At 73.0% G+C, this 20308-nt stretch carries 14 protein-coding genes; 5 read left to right on the forward strand and 9 right to left on the reverse strand.

The window, feature by feature from the left end; all coding sequences use genetic code 11:
* Positions 1-111: 111 nt before the first annotated feature.
* The 4 genes from Aau02nite_RS43630 to Aau02nite_RS43645 all read right to left on the reverse strand — a co-directional run bounded on the left by Aau02nite_RS43630 (position 112) and on the right by Aau02nite_RS43645 (position 8471).
* Positions 112-1824, reverse strand: a complete 1713-nt coding sequence (locus tag Aau02nite_RS43630) for a cellulase family glycosylhydrolase (protein WP_212994579.1) — start codon at positions 1822-1824, stop codon at positions 112-114.
* 106 nt (positions 1825-1930) lie between these two features.
* Positions 1931-2347, reverse strand: coding sequence for an NUDIX domain-containing protein (locus Aau02nite_RS43635; protein ID WP_212994580.1), 417 nt, complete (start codon positions 2345-2347; stop codon positions 1931-1933).
* Between the two features lie 66 nt (positions 2348-2413).
* On the reverse strand, positions 2414-6967 hold the full coding sequence (locus Aau02nite_RS43640) for a glycoside hydrolase family 2 TIM barrel-domain containing protein (RefSeq protein WP_212994581.1): 4554 nt from the start codon (positions 6965-6967) through the stop codon (positions 2414-2416).
* A gap of 76 nt (positions 6968-7043) precedes the next feature.
* Positions 7044-8471, reverse strand: coding sequence for a phthalyl amidase (locus tag Aau02nite_RS43645; protein ID WP_246595884.1), 1428 nt, complete (start codon positions 8469-8471; stop codon positions 7044-7046).
* Between the two features lie 173 nt (positions 8472-8644).
* On the opposite strand from Aau02nite_RS43645, the gene Aau02nite_RS43650 reads away from it, so the two are divergent.
* Positions 8645-9493: an alpha/beta hydrolase family protein gene (locus Aau02nite_RS43650; protein ID WP_246595896.1), complete on the forward strand. Its 849-nt coding sequence runs from the start codon at positions 8645-8647 to the stop codon at positions 9491-9493.
* A gap of 77 nt (positions 9494-9570) precedes the next feature.
* Here the strand turns inward: Aau02nite_RS43650 and Aau02nite_RS43655 are convergent, their stop codons facing one another.
* A complete protein-coding gene (locus Aau02nite_RS43655; protein ID WP_212994583.1) occupies positions 9571-9810 on the reverse strand; it encodes a hypothetical protein in 240 nt (79 codons plus the stop codon).
* Positions 9811-10094: 284 nt separating this feature from the next.
* Between Aau02nite_RS43655 and Aau02nite_RS43660 the strand changes: the two genes are divergently transcribed.
* The gene (locus tag Aau02nite_RS43660) at positions 10095-10868 is read left to right on the forward strand and encodes a DUF427 domain-containing protein (protein ID WP_212994584.1); all 774 of its coding nucleotides are present in this window, start codon (positions 10095-10097) and stop codon (positions 10866-10868) included.
* Complete coding sequence (locus tag Aau02nite_RS43665; protein WP_212994585.1) at positions 10865-11611, forward strand: 3-keto-5-aminohexanoate cleavage protein; 747 nt, start codon at positions 10865-10867, stop codon at positions 11609-11611. Before Aau02nite_RS43660 ends, Aau02nite_RS43665 begins: the two co-directional genes overlap by 4 nt.
* Here Aau02nite_RS43665 and Aau02nite_RS43670 read toward each other — a convergent pair.
* Complete coding sequence (locus Aau02nite_RS43670) at positions 11593-13449, reverse strand: SpoIIE family protein phosphatase (RefSeq protein ID WP_246595885.1); 1857 nt, start codon at positions 13447-13449, stop codon at positions 11593-11595. The two genes, Aau02nite_RS43665 and Aau02nite_RS43670, sit on opposite strands and share 19 nt — an antisense overlap.
* 286 nt (positions 13450-13735) lie before the next feature.
* On the opposite strand from Aau02nite_RS43670, the gene Aau02nite_RS43675 reads away from it, so the two are divergent.
* Positions 13736-14566: a transglutaminase family protein gene (locus Aau02nite_RS43675; RefSeq protein ID WP_212994586.1), complete on the forward strand. Its 831-nt coding sequence runs from the start codon at positions 13736-13738 to the stop codon at positions 14564-14566.
* Here the strand turns inward: Aau02nite_RS43675 and Aau02nite_RS43680 are convergent, their stop codons facing one another.
* Complete coding sequence (locus Aau02nite_RS43680; RefSeq protein ID WP_212994587.1) at positions 14567-14881, reverse strand: type II toxin-antitoxin system PemK/MazF family toxin; 315 nt, start codon at positions 14879-14881, stop codon at positions 14567-14569.
* A 42-nt stretch (positions 14882-14923) separates the two neighbouring features.
* Complete coding sequence (locus Aau02nite_RS43685; RefSeq protein ID WP_212994588.1) at positions 14924-16336, reverse strand: GGDEF domain-containing protein; 1413 nt, start codon at positions 16334-16336, stop codon at positions 14924-14926.
* Positions 16337-16494: 158 nt separating this feature from the next.
* Between Aau02nite_RS43685 and gnd the strand changes: the two genes are divergently transcribed.
* A complete protein-coding gene (gnd, locus tag Aau02nite_RS43690) occupies positions 16495-17925 on the forward strand; it encodes an NADP-dependent phosphogluconate dehydrogenase (protein WP_212994589.1) in 1431 nt (476 codons plus the stop codon).
* Positions 17926-17961: 36 nt separating this feature from the next.
* On the opposite strand, the gene Aau02nite_RS43695 is transcribed toward gnd, so the two are convergent.
* Entirely contained in the window at positions 17962-20286 is a 2325-nt protein-coding gene (locus tag Aau02nite_RS43695; RefSeq protein WP_212994590.1) for a putative bifunctional diguanylate cyclase/phosphodiesterase, read from the reverse strand.
* Positions 20287-20308 lie beyond the last annotated feature (22 nt).

Genomic DNA, 20308 nt, shown 5'->3' on the forward strand with positions numbered 1-20308 from the left:
GCCGCCCTGGGCGGCTACATCCGCTGGGCCACCGACGAGGTCATGACGTACTCCCCCGCCGGCGCCCGGGTCCCGGCGGCGGCGACCATGCCGCGCTGGGACTTCGACGGGCTACGACGCTGAGCAGGTGACCGCCGGGGCCGGTGCCGGGCCGGTGCCGACGAAGCCGAACGTGGCGCTCGCTCCCGCGGCCAGGGCGCCGTTGTGGGCGGCGTTGCGGACCGTCGCGGTCGAGCCCGACGTGGTCAGCGTGCCGTTCCACAGCGAGGACACCGCCGTACCGGCCGGGTTGGTCCAGGTGGCCGTCCAGGCGCGGGTGGCCGCCGTACCGGTGTTCTTGATCGTGATCTCGCCCTGGAAGCCGCCGTTCCAGGCACCGGTCTGGCTGTAGGTGGCCGTGCAGGTGCCGGACGGCACGGGCGGGGTGGATGCCGAGGCCGAGACCGACGGGGAGGCCGGGCCGGTGGGCTCGGTGCCGCCGCCGTAACGGGCGGCCAGGCTGATGCCGGTGGTGCTGCCGGTGCCGCCCAGCGGGACCTGGTGGTCCAGGCTGACGAACTTGCCGCCGTGCTGCCACAGGGCCGGCTTGAGCAGGGCGTACTTCTGCTCGTCCCAGGTCTTCCAGTCGTCGAGCAGCAGCCCGCCGGTGTCACCGGAGTTGGGGTTGAGCACCCAGAACGTCTGGTGCAGCTTCTTCTCCACGATCAGGTCGCGCAGCGCGGTCATCCAGCGGTCCTGCCGCTCGTCCTGGCCCAGCCGGCCGCCCCACTCGCCGATCAGCAGCGGCGCGGTGCCGGTGTCGTGCACGTACAGCCAGTTCGGCGTCCACACGTCGGCGGTCAGCGAGGCCTTGTCGAACGTCTTCTGGAACCACGGCTGGTCGAACACCAGCGGCCCGTAGTCGTGCGGCGAGTAGACCAGCTGGTCCTGGTCGGCGCCCAGGTTGATCGGGTGCTCGGCGACGCCGCGCAGGTTGCCGCCCCACCAGGTGTTGTGGAAGTTCGAGCTCAGGTCCGGGTTGGTGTTCGGCGAGGACCAGGTCGAGCCGGCCTTCGGGTAGACCTGGATGCCCTCGACCAGCACCAGCACCTTGGGGTTGATCGCCAGGATCCGCTTGGCCGCGGTCTCCGCCACGTACTTCCAGTTGTCGGCGTCGGTGGAGCTGTCCCACTTGGCGCGGACAGTCTCGTTCTGCGCGCCGTGCGGCTCGTTCTTGATGTCCATCGCGACCAGCGTGTCGTCGCTCTTGTAACGGGCGGTCACCCACTCCCACGCCTGGTAGAAGTTCTCGGTGGTGATGGTGCCCTTCCACCACACCGGGTGGTTGTGGCCGGAGTTGTCGGCCTCGGCGCTGTGCACGTCGAGCATGACCTTCATGCCGTACTGGCGGCACAGCGCGAGGAACGCGTCGAAGACCTGCAAGGTGGTCTTGCCGGTCAGCTCCGGATTGGCGTACGTGTTGACGCCGGCGGCCACGGCGGCCTGCCCGGCCTTCCACTCCAGCAGCAGCTGGGTGGAGATCGGCACCCGGACGATGTTGATGCCGCGGTCGGCCATGGACCTGGTGACCTCGGTCAGGTTGGCCGACCAGAGCCCGTGGAACACGCGCTCACCGGCGTTGAAGCCGAACCAGTTGGTCCCGGTGAGCCAGACCGGGTTGCCGGCTTCGTCGACGATCTGGTTGCCGCTGACGTGCAACCAGTCCTCGGCCGGGGCGGCTGCCGCGGCGGAGGAGGTGCCGGTGGTGGCGAACCACAGCAGCGGGGCGGCCAGGACAGCCGCCGCGGCTGCGGCGAGACGCCGTTTGGATCGGATCGAGAACATGCGGGGGTTCCTCCGAGGGGACGACGAGGATGGTGGGAGCGCTCCCACGCACAGCATGGAACATCGACGAAACCAAATCCAGTGTTTCGCGGCAGAAAACCCGCCGTTACAGCTGGACCTCGCGGAAGAGGTCGAGGGTGGGCTCGAGCTGGGAGTGCAGCGGGGCCGGCAGGGCGGCGGGGTCGAACCAGCCCAGTTCGTCGAACTTGTGTGGTTCGCCGATCGTCACGGTGGCGGGGTCGACGCGGACCGCGAAGACGACCGCGACCCAGTGCGACAGCGGCTCGGTCCGGACCACGTTGCGGACGCCGAGCAGGCTGATCTCCTGCGGCTCGGTCGCGTACTCCTCCTTGACCTCGCGGGTCACCGCGGCCTCGAAGGTCTCGCCGAACTCCAGGGCGCCGGCCCCGGTGTCCCAGGTCCCGGGCTCGTCGCGGGCACCGGCGGAGCGCCGGGCGAGCAGGATCCGGCCGGCACCGTCGTGGCAGATGAAGACGCAGGAGACGCGCGGTTCACGGGACATGGCCGCTGATTCTGCCCGATCCGGCTCAGGTAACGAACTTTTCATGGGTTTCCGCCGCGGGTGGGCTCAGCCGCAGGCGAGCCGGGCGGCGGCCCAGTCGGCGTGGTCGTTGCCGTTGCCGTTACCGCCGTCGGTGACCCGCAGCTCCAGGCTCCGCACGCCGGTCACGTCGACGTCCAGCCGCTGGGCGGGATCCGCGCCGGTGAGCACGCCCGTCTGCGCCAGCCGGGTGCCGTCGCCCCAGACCTCGAACGTCACCGAGCCCGCGCTGCCCGTCTCGTCGTCGACGCCCACGTCGGCGCGCAGGCGGGTGCAGTCGCCGCCGAGGTCCACCTGGACCGTGGAGGCCGCGTGCACGCCGATGCCCTTGGGGTACACGACGTCGCCGATGGTCAGCGGGTTGCCGTCGGTGGCGCCCTGTTCGCCGTTGCTGCGGTCCTTCTCGGCCGGGCCCCAGCCGTTCACCGGGGCGGTGAACGGGCGGTCGCTGAGCCATGCGTAGCCCGCCGGCAGCGGCGCCTCGGTGGTGGCGGTCGCCGTGGTGGTCGAGGCGAAACCGTCCGGGGTGGTGGTCTCGGCGGTCGCGGTGAGACGGTACGTGCCGATGTCGGTGCCCGCCGGCGCGGTGACGGTGAACGTGGCCGTCTCCCGCTCGGCGACGGCGCCCAGGTCCACCGAGGCCGGTTGCACGGTCCAGCCCTCGGGCGCGCTCAGCCGTACCGTCGCGTCCCGCAGACCCGCCGCGCAGCGCGCCGCGACCTGGACCTGCACCGGTTCGGCTGTGCCGGGCTCGATCCGGCCGTCCGTGGTGACCGTCAGCTCCGGCGGGCAGGGCGCCGGCACGTCGGCGTCCGGGACGCCGCCCGCGGCGACCTCGGTCCGGGTGAGCGGGCGCAGGACCAGCTCGTGCGAGTACGGCCGCGTGGGCGAGAGCCGGTACGGCGCCAGCACCGAGTTCGGAGTCTCCCCCATCCCGGTCTCGCCGGCCAACGCGTGCAGCGTCACCCAGTCCTTGTTGCGCACCAGTGGCAGCTGGTGGTCGTACTCGGCGCGGTCGAGGTCGTCGTAGGCGGTCACGCTGACGTCGGAGGTGCCGCCGACCAGCAGCCCGGCCCGGTTGTCGTGCAGGCTGGCCCAGCGGGTGTCGGTGTGGTTGCCGTACGCCTGCGGCCGTGAGTACCGCACGTACTCCTTCTCGACCGTGCTGCGGTAGACGCCCATCGGGGCCCCGCTGCGCCGGTCGTTGTAGGACTCCTGCGGACCGCGCCCGTAGTAGGCGAAGCGCTGCATCGAGGCGGGCACGCGCAGCGAGACGCCGATCCGGGGCAGGTACGGCAGCGCGCCGACCCGCGAGCCCTTGGCGGCGACGTCCTGGCGCAGCGTGACGGTGCCGCGCCGGTCGATCCGGTACGTCAGCGTCTGGTCGAACGACAGCAGCGCCTCGGTGCCGGGGCCGGCGGCGACACCGCGCACCTCGACCACGACGGCGTCGGCCTCGGTCCGGGTCCGTACCCCGGTGACCGTGGTCCGCAGCCGGTCCAGGCCGGTCTCGTGCCAGATCCGCCGGTCGTCGGTGCCCCAGTCGTAGGTCTCGTTGCTGGTCGGCGGCCGGTACACGTCCAGTTGGGGCCCGCCGCGCAGCAGTTCCCGGCCGGCCGCGCGCATCGAGGTGAGCGCGCCGTCGTCGAACCGGTAGGCGAAGTCCCGGCCGGACACGGTGACGGTGTCGCCGCGGGTGGTCACCGCGGGTGCGCCGGGCACGGGGAGCGGGAGGATGCCCGGCACCGCGCGGCCGCCGACAGAGAACTGGTCGTATCCGACGATCCAGCCCCGGCGGGCCCAGGCGGTGTCCCGGTTGCCGGCCGCGGTCACGGTGAGGAAGCGTTCCCGGTCGGCCGGGTTGGCCGGCAGCGGGCCCGGATCGAGCTCGGTGGTCTGTCCCGGGGCGAGCCGGATGCGCCGGCTGCCGGAGCGCAGGACGTCGCTCTGTTCCTTGACCTGCCAGCGCACGGTCAGGTCGAAGGCGCCGGCCTGCTGCTCGTTGTGCAGCCGGACCGTGGTGCCGGTGCGGGAGATCCGGACCGGGGCCTGGGCCCAGGCCATCTCGGCGGTCTCCGGCTGCACGGAGCGGTCCGAGCCGACCAGGCCGTCGGTGCCGGACAGGCTGATGCCCAGGCTCAGGAAGTCGCCCCGGCGCTGGAAGCGGTCGAAGTTCAGGGCCAGCACCGCGCCGGCGACCGGATCCGCACCTGCCGCGAGCTGAGCGGGGGTGAGGGCGGAGGGGTAGATGCGCGCGTCGTCGATCAGGCCGCGGCCGAGCCGGATGCTCCACAGGTCGTTGTCCTGCTGGGTGTCGGCGTTGCGGCCCAGGTTGACCTCGAACAGGCCCGGGTCCACCGCACCGGTACGGGCGGTCGTCGCCACCTCGGCGCCGTCGATGTACAGCCGCAGGGCGGTGCCGTCGTAGACGCCGGTGACCCGGTGCCAGGCGCCGTACCAGTCGGCCGGTACGTCCGCGGCGGCTGTGGCCCAGCCGCCCGCGTCGACGCCGAACTCCAGGGTGTCGCGGTCGCGCATCTGCAGCGCGTACCCCTGGCCCTTGGTCAGGATCGGGAAGCTGCCGGCCCATTCCCCCGGATTGACCCAGGCGTCCAGCGTCAGCGGTCCGGTCAGGTCCAGCCGCTTGTCGCGGAAGACGTCGACGAAATCGTCCAGGCTGGACAGGGCCACCGCCTGGCCGCGCCGGCCGGGGACAACGCCGGGCTTGCCGACCAGGAACGTCTGGATGCCGTGGGCCGCGTCGGGGGTGGTGATCAGCGGCTGGCGCAGGTTCTGCTCGGCCCAGTCCCAGATGAAGCCGCCCTGCATCGCCGGGTACTTGCGGGCCAGGGCCCAGAACTGGTCGAAGTTGCCCAGCCCGTTGCCCATGGCGTGCGCGTACTCGCCCATCACGATCGGTTTGGTGCTGCTCAGGGTGCGGCTCTCCAGCCGGGCGGGGGTCGGGTAGCGGGGACCGTCCACGTCGGCGAACGGGGCGTCGCCGTCCGGGTTGTTGGACTGGTGGTAGAGCAGCCGGGTCGGCTCGTGGGCGTCGGCCCAGGCCGCCATCGCGTAGTGCGCGGCGCCCAGGCCGGCCTCGTTGCCGGTGTCCCAGAAGATGACGCTCGGGTGGTTCTTGTCCCGGGCCACCATCGCCTGGAAGCGGTCGGCGAACGCGGCCTGCCACTCCGGGCGGTCGGCCAGGCAGTTCGACGGGCAGGTCTCGTGGCTGTGCGTCTCGATGTCCACCTCGTCGTCGACCCACAGGCCGTGCTCGTTCGCCAGGTCGTACAGGTAGGGGTCGGAGGGGTAGTGCGCGGTGCGGACGGCGTTGAGGTGCAGCTTCTTCATCAGGAAGACGTCGTCGCGCTGGGCCTGCCGGGTCACGTACCGGCCGGTGTCCGGATCCGTCTCGGCCCGGTTCACGCCCTTGATCAGGATGCGCTCGCCGTTGACCAGGATCTGCCGGTCGCGGACCTCGATCTCGCGGAAGCCGACCGGCTGGGCGGTGGTGTGCAGGGCCCGCCCGTCCGGGCCGAGCAGCTGCAGCACCAGGGTGTAGAGGTTGGGCTCCTCCGCGCTCCACTTCGCCGGGTTGCTGATCGGCGCGGTCAGCGTCACCTCACCGGGGCCGGTCGCGGCGGTCAGGGTGGTCACGGTCCGGCCGCGCCGGTCCTGCAGAGTGCCGCGCACGGTGAAGCTGCCCGGCGCGCCCGCGACCTCGACCCGCGCGCTGAGCGTCGCATCCCGGTACGCCGCGTCCAGGTCGGTGGTGATGGTCGCGTCGCGCAGCCGGGTCGGGGCGAAGCGGTAGAGCCGCACGTCGCGGAAGATGCCGCTGTAGCGCCACTGGTCGACGTCCTCCAGGTAGGCGCCGCTGCCCCAGCGGTGCACCTGGACCGCGATGCTGTTGCGGCCCGGCCGCAGCCGCTCGGTGATGTCGAACTCGGCCGGGGTGTAGCCGCCCTGGTCGTAGCCGACGTACCCGCCGTTCACCCAGACCAGGTAGTTGCTGGTCACGCCCTCGAAGCGGAGCAGGACCCGGTCGCTGTCGCGGGTCCAGTCGGCGGGCAGGTCGACCGTGCGCAGGTACGCCCCGGTGGGATTGACGTCGCGGGGCACCTTCGGCGGGTCGTCCGGGGCGATGTCGGACGGGATGTTGCGGAACATCGGGTGGTCGATGAAGTCGGACTGCCAGGTGTGCGGCACCGAGACCGAGGGCCAGCCGGACGCGTCGAAGCCGGCGCCGTGGAACGCCGCGGGCACGTCGTCCGGCCGGTCGAAGATCTTCAGCCGCCACTGGCCGTTCAGCGAGGTGACATTCGGGTCGCGCGCGTCGTGGCTGGTCACGTCGGCCGCGGCGGCGCGGGCACTGGCGTACGGCCGCAGATCCGCGTGCGGTGCTTCCTGACCCTCGCCGGTGAGCTGCGGATCCTCCAGGTAGCGGTAGACGTCCGCCACCGTCTGCGGACCGTCCCCGGCCGGCGGCGCGGCCGCGGCGGCGGCCGGCGGCGCCACCAGGGGCAGCACGAGAGCGACGGTGAGGGCGGCGCGGGGAATCCACGACGGGGCACGGCGCATCGGTCGCTCCTGACGGCTCGGGATGCAGGAAAGCGTGCCATTGAAGCCTTTCAATGGCATGCTCCCCTGTCAACCGTCACCGCCGGCCCGCGGCACCCACCTTCGCGGGGCACGCGGCACCGAAAGCAGCCCGCTCCCCGACGGTGTAGCGGCAACCGAAATCGGCCGCTGCCACGGCGCGCCGGTTCAGGATCGCGTCGCCGCCGGGGCGGTGGCCGCCGCGGACCCAGCTCACCAGGTCGTCGAAGCCCTGCCGCATCTCCGCCTGGGTGAAGTCGCAGTGCCCGACGCCGCGGACCGCCCGGGAGACGAACAGCTTCGCCCGGCCGTTCTGCTGGGCGCGGCGGGCGTACACCTGCTCCATCGAGAACGGTACGAACAGGTCACCGATGTCGTGCAGCGAGAGCACCGGCACCGGCGGCCGGCCGTCCACCCGCGGCACGCCGGCCAGGCCCGCGCTCGGCCGGGCGGTCGGCGCCACCCGCAGCACGTCCCGGTTGAGCCGCCACTCGGCGCGGGTTGGCAGGAGCCGGTCGGTGCTGCGGTAGAGGGTGAACCGGTTGTCCGTGAGGTTGCCGTCCGCGATGCCGGCGGTGCCGCCGGACAGGCCCGGGTAGAGACCGAACACGAACGGCAGGTCCGCGGTGGGCGCCGAGGAGGGTGCGGCGTTCCAGTAGGCGAACGACGCGGCGAAGCCCGGCCGCTCGCCCCCGCTGCGCCGCTCGACGACGTCCGACCAGGTGCGGCCGGCCTCGGTGAGCACCGGCGGCCGGCCCGTGCTGACCCCCAGCGCCGGCAGGATCCGCTGGACCTGCGCCCGCCACCGGTCCGCGTAGCCGTCGTCCGGGGTCAGCGGGAAGTCGATGTCGACGCCGGCGAGCGCGGCCGCGGTGACGTTGGAGTCCAGGAAGTAGTCGAAGAGCTCGGCGTCGCCCAGCACCCCGCAGACCGGCATCGCCCCGACGAACGCACGCGGGTGCTCCTCGATCGCGACGGCGGTGATGTGCCCGCCCATCGAGGCACCGGTCATGTAGACCGATCGGGCGCGCTGGGCGGTGACCTCGCGGAACAGGCCGATCAACGCGTACGAGTCGCGCACGCCCCGGCCCACGTCGTAGCCGTTGGTCTGGTAGCTGGAGGCGGCCCAGGCGAAGCCCCGGGCGATGTAGTGCGCGCGCAGCGACGGGCTGTCCACGTACACCGTGGTGCCGGTGCCGCGGTAGCCGTGCGCGTACACGACCAGCTGGCCGTTCCAGGCCTTCGGCACCTCGATCCGGTACGCCGCGCCGTCGCGGATGCCGGTGTGCACCACGGAGTCCGGCGTGGCGGTGAACGGGGTGCCGTTCGGCTCGCAGGCCGGATCGGCGACCAGGTAGCCGGGCTGAGTGGTGCTGGCGACCGGCGCGGCGCAGGTGGGCGCGGCAGCCGACGCCGGAACCGCGAGCACACCGGCGATCAGGGCCGGCGCCACGGCGAGCGCGAATTGTTTCCGGCTGATTCTCACAGGGTTACCTCCGAGTAACACTCAAGAACGGGCCCGGCGCGATGTCAAGGCCGGTGATTTCACCGATGTGCCGCGGCGAGGTCCGGCCGAAGACTGACGCTCGTCGATCCCGTCCCACCCGAGGAGAGTCCGACGTGCAGTCACCCACCATCCCCGCCCGGTCCCGCCGGTTCCTGGTCACCGCGGCCGCCACCCTGGCCCTGATCGCCGGCTCGCTGACCGGTGCCACCAGCGCCCAGGCGGCCAGCCCGTACGAGCGCGGCCCGGCGCCGACCACGGCCATCCTGGACGCCGGCCGCGGACCGTTCGCCACCGCCCAGCAGAGTGTCTCCAGGCTCGGCGTCTCCGGCTTCGGCGGCGGCGTCATCTACTACCCGACCAGCACCGCCGAGGGCACCTTCGGCGCTGTCGCCATCTCCCCCGGCTACACCGCGAGCTGGTCGAGCATCAGCTGGCTCGGGCCGCGGATCGCCTCGCACGGCTTCGTGGTCATCGGCATCGAGACCAACTCCACCCTCGACCAGCCCGCCTCCCGCGGCAACCAGCTGCTGGCGGCGCTGGACTACCTGACCCGCAGCAGCTCGGTGCGCAGCCGCATCGACGCGAGCCGGCTCGCGGTGGCCGGGCACTCGATGGGCGGCGGTGGCTCGCTGGAGGCGGCCAAGGACCGGCCGTCGCTGCAGGCCGCCGTGCCGCTGGCGCCGTGGAACCTGACCAAGTCCTGGTCGGGCCTGCGGGTGCCGACCCTGATCATCGGCGGCGAGAGCGACTCGATCGCGTCGGTCTCAGCGCACTCGATCCCGTTCTACAACAGCATCCCGGCGGCCACCGAGAAGGCGTACCTGGAGCTCAACAACGCCAGCCACTTCTTCCCGCAGACCACCAACAACCCGACCGCCCGGCAGGCGGTGGCCTGGCTCAAGCGCTTCGTCGACGACGACACCCGCTACGACCAGTTCATCTGCCCCGGCCCGAGCGGCCTGGCGATCTCCGACTACCGCAACACCTGCCCCCTGTCCTGACCACGACCGGCACGAAGCCGGCGGGCGCGCGTGCTCGCCGGTTTCCGGCCGTCCTCAGCACTTGATCGAGGCGCCGTTCAGGGCATCATCAGCCAGCTTGCGATCATCCCAGCGGCAACAATGAGGAAACCGATGATCAGTGCGAGCCGGCGAACAGGACGGCCGGCGAGCAGGCCGAAAAGGCCGATGAGAACGCCTGCGACAGCGGCCACACCGGGTAGCGGCCGCGCCCAGTCAGGGCCCTCAGCCGGGCATACGATCTGGCCGGTGCTGTCGAAGCAAGCATTCGACATCGAATATGCGGAATGCAGCACCACAGCTGTTGCGAACAAGATGAGCCCGCTTGATGCAACGGCGGCTCCAGCCAGCGGGCAACAAGACCTCATCCCTACAGCTTTGATCCGGGCTTCCGGGGAGTGCCGGTTCAGCTATGCCGCGCGCCCGTCCTGGTCACCGCGGGTGCCGGGCGAGCCATCACGGGTTGCGTACCGGCCGTCGCGCTGGCGAAGCTGTTTCCGGACGGCACCGCCGAGGTGGTGGAGCAGCACCCGGACGCGGGCCGTCGAGCGATTCTCGGACACCCGGGGGAAGGAGTGACACGGTGGGCTACCCCGGACTGATCACGCCGGTCGGCCACCGCGAGCCGGTGCCGCGCCGGATCCGCGGTGTGCTCGGCGGCCGCGTCGTGCTGGACACCACCCGCGCGGTGTACGTCTGGGAGTGGCCGCCGTACCCGCGGTACTACGTACCGGCCGCGGACCTGGCCGCGGATGTGCTCGTCGACGAGGACCACGAGGAGCGGCTCCCCCTGGGGACCGCCCGGCGGGTGGGCCTGCGCAGTGGGGAGGTCACCCGGACGGCCGCCGGGCATGTGCACACCGGCGACAGCGTGCCGGAGCTGGCCGGGCTGGTGCGGCTGGAGTGGGCGGCGCTGGACGCCTGGTTCGAGGAGGACGAGGAGGTGTTCGTCCACCCCCGCAACCCGTACGCGCGGGTCGACGCGCTGCGCTCCACCCGGCACGTACTCGTCGAGCTCGACGGGGTGCCGCTGGCCGAGTCGGCGACGCCCGTGGTGGTCTTCGAGACCGGGCTGCCGCCGCGGTACTACCTGCCGCGTACCGCCGTCGACTTCACGCACCTGGAGCCCAGCGCGACGGTCACCGCCTGCCCGTACAAGGGGCGTACCACGGGCTACTGGTCGGTACGCGCCGGCGGCACGCTGCATCCCGACCTGGCCTGGTCCTACGACTTCCCGACCCGGGAGCTGCTGCCCATCGCCGGGCTGGTCAGCTTCTACAACGAGAAGGTCGACCTCTTCCTCGACGGCGAGCCGGTCGAGCGGCCGCACACCCCGTTCTCCCCGGAGGCGCAATGATCCGGCGGCTCAAGGCCTGCCTCAACGGCGGGCGGACCCGCGGCGAGCACCCGGCCGTCCCGGTGACCCCGGCCGAGCTGGCCGTGGCCGCGGCGCAGGCGGTGGCCGCGGGGGCCGAGGCGGTGCACCTGCACCCCCGCGACACGGACGGTGCGGAGAGCCTGGACCCGGCGGACATCGGCCCGGCTGTGGCGGCCGTCCGGGCCGGTTGTCCCGGCACGCCCGTCGGTGTCTCCACCGGACTGTGGATCACCGGCGGTGACGTCGCCCGGCGGCACGCCACCGTGGCCCGGTGGGCCGCCCTCGAAGCCGATCAGCGGCCCGCGTTCGCGTCGGTCAACGTCGGCGAGGAGGGCTTCGCCGAGCTGTCCGCGCTGCTGCGCGACGCCGGGATCGACGTCGAGGCGGGCGTCTGGTCGCCACGGGACGCCGGGCGGCTGGACGGCGTACCGGTCGACCGGGTCCTGATCGAGATCCTCGGCACGCCGGCGGCCGGCGCGGTGGCCGCGGCCGACGCGATCCTCGGCCGCCTCGACCACCTCGGTGTCACCGGACCGCGGCTGCTGCACGGTGAGCAGGACGCCTGCTGGCCGCTGATCGCCCACGCCGGGCGCCTCGGCCTGCCCACCCGGATCGGCCTCGAGGACACCCTGGTCACCGAGGACGGCCGGCCCGCGGCCGGCAACGCCGACCTGGTCCGGCGGGCGCTGCGGGTCTGGGACGCTCAGCGCGAGCGCAGGTAGCGGCGCAGATCCTGGGTCTCGCCGGTGGTCGGGCGCACCGCCAGGATGCAGGTGTCGTCGTCCGGATTGGCCTGCCGCAGGCGGCTGACCAGCTCCGCGAGCGGCTGCAGGGGCGCCGCGGCCACGGCCTCGTCCACGGTACGGATCACCGCGTCCAGCCCCTCGTCGAGGCTGCGGCAGCGGTGCTCCACCAGCCCGTCGGTGTAGAGCAGCAGCAGGTCGCCGATCGCCAGCCGCAGCTCGGCGCACTCGTAGCGCGCGTCCTCCACCACGCCCAGCATCGGCCCGCCGGGCCGGGGCAGCGGCTGCGTCCGGCCCCCGCGGCTCAGCAGCGGCGGCGGGTGCCCGGCCTGCGCCCAGGTCAGCCGGCGCAGGGCCGGCTCGTAGCGGGCCACGATCGCGGTCGCCGCGGTCTCGGGCCGCTCCTCGTCCAGGTCGCAGGTGATCCGGTTGAGGTGCCCGAGCAGCTCGGCCGGGTCGGTGGTGGTCACGGCCAGCGCCCGCAGCGAGTACCGCAGCTGCGCCATCGTCGTGGCCGCCAGCGTGCCGTGCCCGGCCACGTCACCGATCGCCAGCAGCACCGAGCCGTCGCGTAGCGCCGCCGCGTGGTACCAGTCGCCGCCGACCAGGCTCTCCTGTCCGGCCGGCAGGTAGCGCACGGCGACCTTGATGCCGGGCAGCTCCACCGGGCGCTCGGGGATGGGCAGGATGATGTGCTGCAGCCGGGCCGCCAGCTCGTGCTCGGCGTGCAGGCTGCGGCGGTGCTCGGCGAGCTGCTGCTCGACCTCGGCCAGCCGGCGGGCGCCGTTCTCGCGGGCGGTGACGTCCTGCACGATGCCGTAGACGCGCAGGGGCCGGCCGGCGCCGTCGCGGGTGGCGTCCGCGACCGTGCGCAGGTGCTTGATCCGGCCCTTGATCCGGACCCGCAGAGTCACGTCGACCCGCTCGCCCCGCTCGAACGCCTCCGCCGCGGCCAGCCGCAGCGGCGCGTCCTCGGCCACCGCCAGCGCCTCGGTCTCCTCGGTGGACAGCGGGCCGCGGGCCGGGTCCCGTTCATAGATCCGGTAGAGCTGGGCCGACCACCGGACCTCGCCGCTGACCAGGTCCCACTCGCCCCAGCCGAGGTTGCCGAGCTGCTCGGTGCCGGCGATGCGGTCACCCTCGTCGGGGCCCGCGCCGTGCCGCACCCAGGTCATGAACAGGCCGGAACCGAGGCGGTGGGCCCGGACGGTGAACCGGTGACCCTCGACGGTGAACGGTCCGAGCTGCACGGGCTCGCCGGTGTCCAGGACCCGCCGGTAGGCCGCCCACCGCTCACTGGACGGCGCGTGCGGGAACTGCTCGGCCAGCCGGGCGCCGACCAGCTGCCGGCCGTGCCGCCCGTCCGGAGTGGTCGCCTCGGGGGTCACCGCGGCGTAGACCAGGTCGACCAGCTCGCCGGAGGGATCCCGGACCGGCGTGAGCAGCGCGGACTGTCCGGGCAGCAGATCCAGCACGGCCTGCACCACCGCCGGCCACGGCTCGACCGGGCGGACCCCGGTGGGGCTCTGCCGGGGCGCGAGCAGCGTCGAGCGCAACGGCGGGCCGCGGTCGTCGGCCGGCTCGGGGATGTCCAGCATGCCGATCACCCCGGCGGCGACGTCGGCCACGTCGCGGTTCTGGTCGGCGGCCATGTGCATCAGATGCCGGTGGGCCTCGGCGAGCCGGCACCGGGTACGCCCGGCCAGCAGCCCCACAGCCCGGTCCACGGTGGCGCGGGACCCGTCCCCGATGGCCGGACGCGCCACCGAACGCAGGTTCTCCATCGCCTCCAGGTACGCCTGCTGCCTGCCACCCATACCGCTCCCACCTGCCGGAATTCACCACTGCGGTTCCCTGCATACGCCAGCGCGCCGCGCGGCGTCATCCCCCGTTCACCTGCCCCCGGGGTCGACCTGCGGCGCAGCGCGGCCGGGTCACCCGGAAGGACGACCGGGGCCCGGGGTCCGTCCGGAGGCGGGCCCCGGCCGGCCGGTTCCCGCAGCCCACCGAACGGTCCGCGGCGCCGGGCCGATGCGGTGCGCCGCCGCCCGGCCCGGCCGGTGCGGTGATGCGCCGGAAACACCGATGCCGGATCATGGCGGGATGGACCTCGACGGGGCGCGGCGGATCGGCTTCCGGGTCGAGCAGAGCTTCCGGTACGCCTACCGCGAACCGGTCACCGCCCTGGCCCAGCGGCTCGTGGTGGTGCCCCGGCGCCGGCACGGTGACCTCTACCGGCGCAGCCACCGCCTGGCGGTGACCGGAGCGGCCCACGCCCGGCGCTCGCGGCTGGACGCGGCGGGCAACACCGTGGTCCGCGTGGTCGCCGCCCGCGTCGAGCAGGCGGTCGAGTTCCACCTGACCGCCACGCTGGACCGGGTGGTCGGTGACGGCCCGCCGCAGGTGCCGCTCGCGGCCTTGCACGACCCCCGGCTGCTGCGCGCCACCCGGCTGACCGCGCCGGACGAGGCGCTGCGGGAGCTGGCGGAGGGCTGCGGCGCGGCGGACAACGAGCAGACCGCCGAGCGGGCGTGCGCGGCCGCCCACGCAGCCCTGACCTACGAGTACGGCGTGACCTCGGTCAGCACCACGGCGGCGCAGGCCCTCGCGGGCGGCCGGGGCGTCTGCCAGGACTCGGCGCACGTGATGCTGGCCGTGTGCCGCCTGCTCGGGGTGCCGTCGCGTTACGTCTCCGGGCACCTGATCGGCCAGGGCGGCACGCACGCCTGGGTCGAGGTGCTGGTCCCGCGGGGCGACCGGGCGGTGGCGCTGGCCTTCGACCCGTGCCACGGCCGGCGGGCCGGCAACGGCTACGTCACCGTGGCGGTCGGCCGGGACTACGCGGACGTGGCGCCCACCTCCGGCACGTACGTCGGCGCGCCCGGCGGCACGCTGACCGGCACCCGTGAGGTCAGCGTCGTCAGCGTCGAGTAGTCACAGCTCGAACAGCTCCCGCATGGCCTCGGCCAACCGGGCCATGCTGGAACCGGTGACCATGCCGATCCGCTCGGCGCCGACCGAGGCCGGCAACCGGCGCATCCGGTTGACCACCACGACCCCGGTGATCGGATCCTGCTCGGTCAGAGCCACCGCGTACGGCGGCAGCTCGGTCGCCCCGCGCTGGCGCACGATCGGCGCGCAGAACGGCGACGGGTTGGCCCGGTCGTTGTAGTTGTCGGAGGAGAGCACGAGGACCCGGTAGCGCAGGTCGGTGCGGCTGCCGATGGTCCAGATCTCGCCGCGCTTCACGCACGGAGCGTACCCGCGGACCGATCTTCGGCCGACCGCGCGTCAGGCCACGGCGTGCTGGCGCTGCTTGGCCCCGTACATCGCCTGGTCGGCGCGCGTGATGAGCTCGTCGGCACCGGTCCGGCCGTCGGAGAGCACGGCGCCCACACTGCAGCTCGCCCGGACCTGCGTACCCGCCAGCGCGAACGGCTCGGCCAGGGCGCTCTCGACGTGCCCGGTCAGCCGCCGCGCGGCCTGCGCCTGGTCCGGTTCCTCGCAGAGCACGAGGAACTCGTCGCCGCCGTAGCGGGCGATGGTCTCGTGGGCGCGCAGACCGGCCCGGATCCGCGCGCCGATGCCGGCCAGCAGCTGGTCGCCGGCGGTGTGCCCGAGCCGGTCGTTGACCGCCTTGAAGCCGTTGAGGTCGCAGAAGAGCAGCACGACGGCGGGTTGCCCGGCGGCGCGCTCGCGGGCCAGCGCGGCCTGCAGCCGGGTGATCAGGTCGGCGCGGTTGGGCAGGCCGGTCAGCGGGTCGTGGGTCGCCTGGTGGCGCAGCGCCTCCTCGGCGGCCCGCCGTTCGGTGGCGAGCCGGCCGATCCGGACCATCACCAGCGGCACGATCAGCACGGTGCCGACGGCCAGCAGCAGCCCGTCGGCGTGCAGGTCCAGCACCTGCCGCGCGCCGGCGACCAGCGGATTGACGGCCAGGGTGGCGCCCAGGAAGACCAGCCGGCCGGTGGAGAGCCGGTCCACCGGCGCCGGACCGGCGCGTTGCAGCTCCAGCACGGACGCGTCCAGCGGGGCCAGACCGACGAGGATGTAGGCCAGCAGGAAGAACATCTCGGTCCAGCCGGGCCGGCCGGTGGTCATCGTGCCGGTGGTGACCGCCAGCAGAATGTTGCCGGTCAGGGCCAGCAGCAGCGCCCCGAGCAGCATGACCAGCGCCGGCAACCGGGTCTCGGCCATCCGCCACACCCGGGCCAGCGCGCCGAGCACCCCCAGCAGGATCAGCATGCTCATCAGCAGCGTCATCTGCTCGCCCTGCGGCGTGTCCAGGCTCCGCAGGCGTGGGAAGACCAGCGCCGTCCAGACCAGGCCGCCCAGGCCGATCGCGGTCACCGAGACGTCCAGCAGGCCGCCGATGTCGTTGCGGCCCCGGCGCAGCACGAGGCTGACAGCCGCGCCGAGCAGACCGGCGTGACCGACGGTGAGCAGCAGCTCGGCCGGCAGCCGCATGGCGTCACCGCCGATCGTGGTGGCGGCATTACCGAACGTGAGCACCGCCATGGCCGCGGCGAGCATCCACCACATCCGGGCCTGGGCCCACCCCGACCGCCGGGCCAGCGCTGTGAGCGGGACCACGGTGCAGGCCGAGACCACCAGGTACGTGACCGAGCGGACCTCGGCGGGCAGCAGCGGATGGGCCACGGTCAGCGTGCCCGTGACGCCCAGATACCAGTTCCGGCCCTTGCTCACGTCCTGCTCCATCGGCGCGCCGGAGCCGCTGGTGAGGGTTCCGGGTAACCGGGAGACGGGACAGTCGAACCCTGCGACTCGTAAACACGTAACAATGAGCGCGACGGCTTGCGACGCCGGGACCCATACTCCGGCGCTCGCGTGGAGGAAGGACGTTCATGACGGAAAAGGCCCAAATCGGGGTAACCGGGCTGGCGGTGATGGGCCGCAACCTGGCCCGCAACTTCGCCCGCCACGGCCACACGGTCGCGCTGCACAACCGCAGCTACGGGCGCACCAAGGAACTCGTGGAGGCCTACGGCCACGAGGGCACGTTCATCCCCTCGGAGCGCGCCGAGGACTTCGTCGCGAGCCTGGAGCGCCCGCGCCGCGTGGTGATCATGGTCAAGGCCGGCAAGGCCACCGACGCGGTCATCGACGAGTTCGCCCCGCTGCTCGAAGAGGGCGACATGCTCATCGACGCGGGCAACGCGCACTTCGCCGACACCCGGCGGCGCGAGGCGGCGCTGAAGGAGCGCGGCCTGCACTTCGTCGGCACCGGCGTGTCCGGCGGCGAGGAGGGTGCCCTGCACGGCCCGAGCATCATGCCCGGCGGCTCCAAGGAGTCCTACGAGTCGCTCGGCCCGCTGCTGGAGGACATCTCGGCCAAGGTCGACGGCGAGCCGTGCTGCGTGCACGTCGGCCCCGACGGTGCCGGGCACTTCGTCAAGATGGTGCACAACGGCATCGAGTACGCCGACATGCAGCTCATCGCCGAGGCGTACGACCTGCTCCGCTCGGTCGGCGGGCACTCGCCGGCGGAGATCGCGGAGATCTTCAAGGGCTGGAACGAGGGCCGGCTGGGCTCGTACCTGATCGAGATCACCGCCGAGGTGCTCAAGCAGATCGACGCCGAGACCGGCAAGCCGTTCGTCGACATCGTGGTCGACCAGGCCGAGCAGAAGGGCACCGGCCGCTGGACCGTGCAGGCGGCCCTGGACCTGGGCGTGCCGGTCTCCGGCATCGCCGAGTCGGTCTTCGCCCGGGCGCTGTCGGGCGACCCGAAGGTGCGCGCGGCGGCGGCCGACCTGCCCGGCCCGACGGCCACCGCCGGCTCGGGCGGCGCCGACCTGCAGGCGGACGTCGAGCAGGCGCTGTTCGCCTCGAAGATCGTCGCCTACGCGCAGGGCTTCCAGCAGATCCAGGCGGCCAGCGCGGAGTACGGCTGGGACATCGACCCCGGCCAGATGGCCAAGATCTGGCGGGACGGCTGCATCATCCGGGCCAAGTTCCTCGACTTCATCAAGCAGGCCTTCGACAAGTCCCCGGACCTGCCGTCGCTGCTGGTCGACGAGTACTTCCTGGACGCGGTCAGCGGCGCCCAGGAGGCCTGGCGGCGCGTGGTGGCCACGGCCGCCCAGCAGGGTATCCCGGCGCCGGGCTTCGCGTCGGCGCTGGCGTACTACGACGGCCTGCGCGCCAAGCGCCTGCCGGCGGCCCTGATCCAGGGGCAGCGCGACTTCTTCGGCGCGCACACGTACCGCCGCGTCGACAAGGACGGCGCCTTCCACACCATGTGGGGCGCCGAGCGCAACGAGGTCTCCGCGTAATCGCGTCGGGCCGGCCCGCTCCCGCGGGCCGGCCCTTCACGCCGCGGTGACCGGCAGCACGGTCCGGATCATCAGCTCGGCCATCTCCGCCGGCGGCAGCGGCTTGGCCATGAAGTACCCCTGCCCCAGCCGGTAGCCCATCTCGCGCAGCCGCTCGGCCTGCGCCGCCGTCTCGATGCCCTCCGCGACCGCGTAGAGGTCCAGGTATTCGGCCAGCTGGGCGACCGCCGCGGCCACCGCCAGCCGCCCGCGGTCCTCGCCGTCACAGATGCCGTCCACGAACGACTTGTCCAGCTTCAGCACGTCCACCGGGAACGCGCGCAGCAGGCTCAGGCTCGACTGGCCGGTGCCGAAGTCGTCCAGGGCCAGGCGTACGCCCAGCTCGTGCAGGGCCTGCAGGGTGTCGCGGACCTGCCGGCCGTCGAGCACCGACGACTCGGTGACCTCCAGCACCAGGTTGGCCGGGATCAGCCCGGTGTCGCTGAGCACGGCCGCGACCTCGTCCACGAAGCCGGACTCGCGCAGCTGCCGGGCCGCCACGTTGACGTTGATCGAGCGGATGGCGGCGGCGCCGTACTCGGCGTGCCACTTGGCCAGCTGCTCGCAGGCTTCGCGCAGCACCCAGGAGCCCAGCGGCACGATCAGCCCGGAACGTTCGGCGACCGGGATGAAGTCGGCCGGCGAGACCAGCCCGCGGACCGGGTGCCGCCAGCGCACCAGCGCCTCGGCGCCGGCCATCAGGCCGGTGACCAGGTCGAAGACCGGCTGGTAGGCCAGCTCCAGCTCGTGGCGGATGATGGCGTTGTGCAGCTCGCTGCCGAGGCGGGCGTGGTTGACGACCTCGCTGTGCATCCGCGGTTCGAAGCGGGCCCAGGACGCCTTGCCGGAGGCCTTGGCCGCGTACATGGCGATGTCGGCGTTGCGCAGCACCTCGTCGGCGTTGTCGCCCTGCCCGGCCAGGGCGACGCCGATGCTGGCGTGGGCGAGCAGCTGGTGCTCGCCGACCCGGAACGGCACCGCGAGTGCGGCCAGGATCCGCGCGGCGGCTTCCTCGGCCTCGGCCGGATCGTCGACGTCGAGCAGCACCGCGAACTCGTCCCCGCCCAGGCGCGACGGCAGATGGCTGACGGCGCTGTGGTGGCGCAGCCGCTGGGCCACCTCGAAGAGCAGCTGGTCGCCGACGGCGTGCCCCATGGTGTCGTTGACCATCTTGAAGTCGTCGATGTCGACCAGCAGCACGCTGGCACTGCGGTGCGCGTCGAGGCGCTCGCCGAGGACGGCGCCGAAGCGGGCGCGGTTGGCCAGCCCGGTCAACGGGTCATGCATTGCGAGATGCTCGAGCTCCGCCTGCTGCCGGCGGATGCCGGCCAGCATCCGGGCGTTGGCCCGCAGCCCGAGCAGCTGCCGGGCCACCACGAAGGCGGCGATGAGCACGGCGCCGATGATCACGACCCGCTGGTGCCAGCCGAGCTGGCGGGCCGAGACGGTGATCACCAGGGCGGCGGTCGCGATGACCGCGACCAGCGGAAGCGCGTTGTAGATGCTGCGCGACGACGATGCGGCGGGGGTCGCCGCGGTGCGGCGCAGGACGACTTCCTGACGGTACGCGGCCAGCGCCATCGCCGCGCCGACGAGCGGTACGCCCAGCACCGAGATGATCAGCCGTCCGGTGTCCCCGCCGGCGATGAGCAGCACCGTGGTGGCCACGGCGACCAGCGGCGCGACAGTCAGGATGCGCAGCGACACGGAGTCGACGGCGCTGGCCGGGCTCATCGCCGCGCGACCGATCACGACCAGGGCGATCAGCGAACCGACCCCGGTGACGGCGGCGCCGTTCCGGGTCAGCGTCGAGGTCGCCGCCGTGGCGAGGTCGAAGACGACGTACCAGTAGATCAGCGCACCGGCCACCGCGACGGTCGCGCCGTCGAGCATGAGTTGCGCCCAGCGCAGCAGCGACCGGCGCTCCACCGGCAGCCGCAGGAAGGCCAGCACCACCATGACGACGCCGAGCATCGTCGGCACGGCCATGTACGGCGACAACCCAGGATCGTTGTTGGCGAACGCGAACGCACCGACCGAGCCGATCCCCAGGCAGATCGCCGCGTGCGAGAAGAGCCGCCAGAAGCCCCGGATCGGCCGCGGCACCACGATCATCGAGCCGATCCGCCGGCAGGCCAGGAACGCGGCCACCATGGCCACCGGTCCCCCGGCGTACCCGGGCATGAGCGGGCCGCCGTCGTACACCACCAGCCACCCCACGACCCAGGTCACCGTCAGCAACGCCAGCACCAGCGGGAGCACACCCGGGCGGGCGGGCCGGGCCGCGCGCCTGCGGCCTACCCGCTTGTCGGCTGGACTCATCGCTGCGCTCGGCTCCCTGGTC

The sequence above is a fragment of the Actinoplanes auranticolor genome, assembly GCF_018332655.1.
Classification (GTDB): domain Bacteria; phylum Actinomycetota; class Actinomycetes; order Mycobacteriales; family Micromonosporaceae; genus Actinoplanes; species Actinoplanes auranticolor.